Annotated in this window: 5 protein-coding genes; 4 read left to right on the top strand and 1 reads right to left on the bottom strand. The window is 72.5% G+C overall.

The features are described 5' to 3' along the window. Positions 1-295: 295 nt before the first annotated feature. From AC08OU_RS21715 to AC08OU_RS21700, 4 genes are read left to right on the top strand one after another with little or no spacing between them, the layout of a single operon-like run. Positions 296-1,504: an HpcH/HpaI aldolase/citrate lyase family protein gene (locus tag AC08OU_RS21715; protein ID WP_462186828.1), complete on the top strand. Its 1,209-nt coding sequence runs from the start codon at positions 296-298 to the stop codon at positions 1,502-1,504. Beyond that, the gene (locus AC08OU_RS21710; RefSeq protein ID WP_476601912.1) at positions 1,501-3,066 is read left to right on the top strand and encodes a phosphoribosyltransferase family protein; all 1,566 of its coding nucleotides are present in this window, start codon (positions 1,501-1,503) and stop codon (positions 3,064-3,066) included. The genes AC08OU_RS21715 and AC08OU_RS21710 overlap by 4 nt, the downstream gene beginning before the upstream one ends. Positions 3,067-3,071: 5 nt before the next feature. Beyond that, positions 3,072-4,220, top strand: a complete 1,149-nt coding sequence (locus AC08OU_RS21705; protein WP_476601914.1) for a cysteine protease StiP family protein — start codon at positions 3,072-3,074, stop codon at positions 4,218-4,220. Next, the gene (locus AC08OU_RS21700; RefSeq protein WP_476601913.1) at positions 4,217-5,086 is read left to right on the top strand and encodes an HAD family hydrolase; all 870 of its coding nucleotides are present in this window, start codon (positions 4,217-4,219) and stop codon (positions 5,084-5,086) included. Before AC08OU_RS21705 ends, AC08OU_RS21700 begins: the two co-directional genes overlap by 4 nt. 302 nt (positions 5,087-5,388) lie before the next feature. Here AC08OU_RS21700 and AC08OU_RS21695 read toward each other — a convergent pair whose 3' ends face one another. Beyond that, a complete protein-coding gene (locus AC08OU_RS21695) occupies positions 5,389-5,703 on the bottom strand; it encodes a hypothetical protein (protein WP_462186825.1) in 315 nt (104 codons plus the stop codon). Between the last annotated feature and the right edge of the window lie 178 nt (positions 5,704-5,881).

Below are 5,881 nucleotides of genomic sequence, written 5' to 3'. Positions count from 1 at the left end.
CCCAAACAGGCCCTAGTCGAGTTCGTGGGGGGCGGGCGGCGCCTCGGCCGCCCGCTGCCGACTGGTGGCTGGCCGCTCGCGGACGCTGCGCCGCAGGTCGGCGCCCCGTAGATGGCGCCGAGATGGCCGCCGTGTGTCGGCTGGCTGTCAGTTCCCGCCGTCTGTCGTCGGAGGCCATTCGCCAGGTACCGTCACCGAGAGGCGACGTTTCACGATCTTGCCGGCTCCGGTCGGCGCGCACCGTTTCGGGATGCTCGTCGAACGACGCCCCTGCCTTTGACGAGGAGAACGCTGCTTGCGCCACTTCGCCTTTCTGGGCCCCGAGACGGTTGACGCACTGTTCCTCCGGCCGCCGGAGGACATCGCCGTGAATGATGATCGTCGTCTGCTGGCCACCGCGCTCGGCGCGACCCTCTACGCCCCGGGGACGCGCCCCCGGTTGGCGTCGGACGTGCACAGACAGACCGCGGCGGGGGTGACCTCGATGGTTCTCTGCCTGGAGGACTCCATCGCTGACACCGAGGTGGCCGCCGCCGAGGCCAACGTCGTCGCCGCGTTGCGCGCGCTCGCGGCGGAGCCCCCTTGGGCCGCGGGCGCGATACCACTGCTGTTCGTCCGGGTCCGCGCGGTCGGGCAGATCCCGGATCTTGTCGACCGGCTCGGGCCGGCCGGAGTCGGGTGTCTCGCCGGGTTCGTGCTGCCCAAGTTCGCCGAGGAGGGTGGCGAGGCGGCGATGGAGGCGGTGCTGCGGGCCTCCGAGACGGTCGGTCGCCCGCTGTGGGCCATGCCGGTGCTGGAGAGCCCGCAGGTCATCAACCGGGAGACCCGGGTGGAGGCGTTGTCGGCGGTCCGGCGGCTGGTCGACAAGCACGCCGACCAGGTGCTGGCGATCCGGCTCGGTGCGACGGACCTGTGTGGGCTGTTCGGGCTGCGCCGTGACCGCGACCTGACGATCTACGACATCGCTGTCGTCCGGGACTGCATCGCCGACATCGTGAATATCTGTGCGCGGGGCGGTGACCACGTCGTGACCGGACCGGTCTGGGAGTACTTCGCCCAGCCGGAACGGCTCTTTGTCAGCTCGCTGCGGGTGACCCCGTTCGCGCAGGCGGACCGCGTCGACGGCGGGGAGGATGCGATCCGGATGCGCAGCGAACTGGTCTCCGCCGACCTTGACCGGCTGATCCGGGAGGTCGTTCTGGACAAGGCCAACGGCCTGATCGGCAAGACGGTGATCCATCCCAGCCACGTGCCCGCCGTGCACGCGCTGCACGTCGTCACCCAGGAGGAGTACACCGATGCCGAGACCGTCCTCGACGGGGATGCCGGCGGGGTACGGCCGAGCAGCTACGCGAACAAGATGAACGAGTTGCGTCCGCACCGGGCCTGGGCCGAGGCGGTGATCCGCCGGGCGCGCGCGTTCGGTGTCCTGCGCGAGGGCGACACCTTCGTCGAGGTGCTGGCGGCGACGCACGGTCGTCTCGGCCAGCGGAATGCCCGATGACGGCGACGGCGGGGACGGACGCCCCCACCGGCGCGCCCATCCCTCACCCGGCCGCGCCCGTGCCCGCCCACATCCCAGCGGCCGCCCCCGCAGGGATGTGGCTGTGGACCGCGCTGGGCCTCGATGTCCAGGTCACCGCGGACGTGGCGGGCCAGGGGCTGCACGCCCTGGTGGGACTCGCCCTGCGCCGCAACCCACGCCGGGCGCACCTGTTGGTTAGCCGGGTGCTCGGCAAGCATCTGCCGGTGGCCCCGGCCGAGGCGCTCGCGGCCGGGGCCGGGGTCGCCGCGCTGGTCCGGGCGCTGCCCGGCTTCGAGGAGGCCGGAAAGCGGGTCGCGGACCCGCCGGTTGCGGGTTCGCTGGTGCCGGGTTCGCTGGTGCCGGGTTCGCCGGTCGAGCAGCCCGGGGGCCCGCGGACCGGTCCGATCGTGATCGGTTACTGCGAGACCGCGACGGCGTTGGGGCACGCGGTCGCCGACGGTCTCCCGACGAGCCACTACCTGCACACCACCCGGCGGCCGCTGCCCGGTGTCACGCCGATCCTCGAGTTCGTGGAGTCCCATTCTCACGCGACCCACCACTGGCTGATGCCCGAGGACCGCGAGATCCTGCGGTGCGGCGCGCCGATCGTGCTCGTCGACGACGAGCTGTCGACCGGGCGCACCGCCCTCGGCACGATCCGGATCCTGCATGCCCACGCCCCACGCGAGCACTACGTGGTTGCCACGCTGCTCGACGCCCGTCCGCCCGCGGCCCGGGCCGCGTTCGCCGATCTCGCCGACGAGCTCGGGGTCCGGCTGGATGTCGTCGCCCCGCTTACGGCCACCGTCACCGTGCCGGCCGAGATCGCGGCCCGAGCCGCGCGGGTCCGCGCCCGGTTCGCCGGGGGCGCGGACGGTCGGGACGAGGCGCGGGCGACGGGGGCGCTGGTGGCCCACCCGGTTCGCCGGTTGGTGGCCGACTGGCCGTCCGACCTGCCTGACGGTGGCCGTCATCGCTGGTCGCCGACCGACCGCCACCGCCTCGACGAGGTCGTGCCGCCGGTCGCCGCGACGGTACTGGCCGCGCTGACCCGGCCCGCGGGTCGCACGCTCGTGCTCGGGACGGAGGAACTGATGTACACGCCGATGCGGATAGCGGACGCGCTGGCCCGGACGAGTCCGGGTGAGATCCGCTACCAGTCCACGACGCGTTCGCCGGTCCACCCCGTCGACGTCGACGGCTACGCCATCCGCGCCGCCCTCACCTTCCCCGCGCCGGACGACCCGGGCCGGGCCAGCCACGTCTACAACGTCCGGCCCGGGATGTACGACGACATCGTGGTGGTCGTCGACTCCGTCCCGGACGTCGATTTTGAGACGGACGTCGCCCCGGGGGCGGACCGGAGCTCTCCCCGTGCGGATACCGGCCTCCACGGCATGCTTACTCAGCTACGCCGATGCGCTCCGGTCACGGTGCTGACGCTGCCCTCCTACCGGCCCTCCTACCAGCCGTCCCCTCGACCGACCGGTGCGCCGCCCGCCGCCGGACCGCTCACCGGTGCGCCCGGGGACGCCCGGTGAGCGGGATCGGCGCGGTGGATCCCGCGCTCACCGGCACCGTCGGCTCGGGTTCATACGATCCGGCGGACGTGACCTTCCTGCTGACCGACCTCAGCGCGGTCGCCTTGGAGCGGCCCACCGAGGACCGTGAGGAGGCCATGCAGGCCGGCCGGCACTACTCCGAGGACCTGCCGGTCGAGTACCAGCCTGACGCCGGTTACCTGGAGCTCTACCACCGGGCGCTGGACCGGTCGGCCCGCCGGGTCGCGCTCGCCACCGGCCTCGTGGCGGAGCTTGTACGGGTCACCAAGCCCGAGCCGGTCCTGGCCTCGATCGCCCGGGCCGGTACCCCGGTGGGGATCCTGATGCGGCGCTGGTATGGCTGGCGCCACGGGCTCGACACCCCGCACTACGCGATCTCGGTGATCAAGGATCGCGGCGTGGACCTGAACGCGATCCGCTACCTCACCTCCCGGCACAACCGGGAGGTGATCCAGTTCGTCGACGGCTGGACCGGCAAGGGGGTGATGACCCGGGTGCTGACCGACGCGGTGGCGCGGCTCGGGCTGGACGATACCCTCGCCGTACTGGCCGACCCGGCTCGGTGCGTGCCGCTCTACGGGACCCGCGACGACTTCCTCATCCCGAGCGCCTGCCTGAACTCGACGGTGAGCGGGCTGGTCAGCCGGACCGTCCTCAACGCCGAGCACATCGGTCCGGATGACTTCCACGGTGCGAAGTACTACGCCGAACTCGCGGCGCACGATCTGTCCCGGCACTTCGTCGAGACGGTGGCGGCCCACTTCCCCGAGGTGGCCGACGAGGTCGCCGAGACCTGGCCGCGGCTGTGGGCCGCCGACCGCAGTCCGACCTGGGCGGGCTGGGCGGCGGTGGAGCGCATCGCAGCCGCGTTCGACATCCCCGACGTGGTCATGGTGAAGCCGGGGGTGGGGGAGACGACTCGGGTCCTGCTGCGCCGGGTGCCCTGGCGCATCCTCATCGCCCCCGACCGGCTCGACGAGCTGGCGCACGTGCTGGCACTGGCCGCCGACCGCGACGTCGAGGTCCAGGAGATGGCGGACCTGCCCTTCTCCTGTGTGGGGCTGATCCGCCCGGTCGGCGCGGCACCGGTCTTCCACACCCCGAACGCGCGCTGGCGTCCGGACGTCCCGTGACGGCCGACTCGTCCGCCGTGACGGTCGGCCCGTCCGCCGCGTCCGGGCCGCGTCATCTGCTGGCCTGTGACCTGGACAAGACGCTGATCTTTTCCTGGCACTCGCTGCTGCTGGCCGACGACCGGCCCGCACCGGAGCTCGTCGAGGTCGAACGCCTCGACGGCGCGCCGATCTCGTTCGCGACGGCGCGGTCGCTGGCCCTGCTCGCTGAGTTGCACGACCTCGCCGTCCTCGTCCCGGTCACCACCCGCACCCTCGCCCAGTACGCGCGGGTCAAGCTCGGGGTCCGGCCGCGCTACGCGATCGCGGCCAACGGCGGGCACCTGCTGGTCGACGGGGTCCCCGATCCGGCCTGGGCGGCGGGCGTGGCGGCCGAGGTCGCCGCCGCCTGCGCCCCCCTGGCGGAGATGGTGGCGCTCGCCGAGCGGTCCGCCGCCGGCGGCTGGGCCCGGCTCGTGCGGGTCGCCGACGGGTTGTTCGTCTACCTCGTCGCCCACGACCGCGCTGGCATTCCCGACCTGACCGGGGAGGCCGAGACGGCGCGGGCTGCGGGCTGGGCGATGTCGCTGCAGGGGCGGAAGGTGTACTTCGTCCCGTCGGTCCTGACCAAGCAGCGCGCGGTGGCCGAGGTCGCCCGCCGTGCCGGTACCGCCCGGCTGCTGGCCGCGGGGGACTCCGTGCTTGACGTCCCGATGCTCGCGGCGGCCGACCACGCCGTCCGTCCGGCCCACGGTGAGCTGCACGAGCTGGGCTGGTCGGGCCCGAATGTCACCGTCACCGCCGCGGCCGGGGTGCTCGCGGGCGAACAGGTGCTGGCGGCGTTCGTCGCGCGGGTCCGGGCCGAGATCGCCGCCGGGAGTCGCTGAACCTCCTCGCGCGACTTCCGGGCCCGTTCAGACCGGGCCTTGGCGCCGTTCTTCTGGTGTGCCGGGCAGCGGCGGCGGCTCGGAGCCCGGCCCGAACCCAGGCGCCCAGATTTTCCGCAGCGGCCTGCCATGCGGGCACGTCCCCCGCTCTGGTACCCGCTCGACGCTGCCTGTGGCATGCAACTGGGCGCCACGGCGACGCCGGCACTTGTTGCAGGCCACCAGCGACAGCATCGGCACGACCGGCTCCGGCCCGGTCGGGCCGCAGTCGTCCGCCGGCCCCGGCTCAGGCGGATCGCTGGTCATTTTCTCTTGGTGATTTGTTTAGCCCCGCCGCACGTCGGGCACTTCTTCTCCTGCGTTCCCGAATAGCCACCATCTTCGTCTGTCTCGACCCGTTCGGCGACCACGTTCCCGGTGCCGTTGCAGGTGGGGCAGTCCGCGGTCTCCATCGGCTCGAGGTCGGCATGCCCGGCCTTCGCGCCCCGCTTGTCGTAGTTCTTCTCGGTATCGGGGTTGTTCTTGGATCCGGCGGATCCGCCTTTGCCGCCGCGTTTGACGCTGTCACGGCCGGTGGAGGCTCCACCACTGGTCGACCCTCGCTTGTTCCACGCCATGGGTTGCTCTCCGTCTACAGTCGATCCCTCCCCGCATCAACGGTAGCGGCGGAGCACCCAAGTCGGTACCAGGACAGCCGGAACTGTAACCGTGCGTCCCTCACGGACGCTGGGCGTGGGAAGCTCAGATGGCGCAGCCGCACCCGGGTTCGCATGGTCGCCGTCGAGGCTTGTCTTC

Source organism: Frankia sp. CcMO1 (assembly GCF_977945845.1).
The sequence above is the reverse complement of the archived record's forward strand: the minus strand, read 5'-3'. Positions and strand labels throughout refer to the sequence as shown.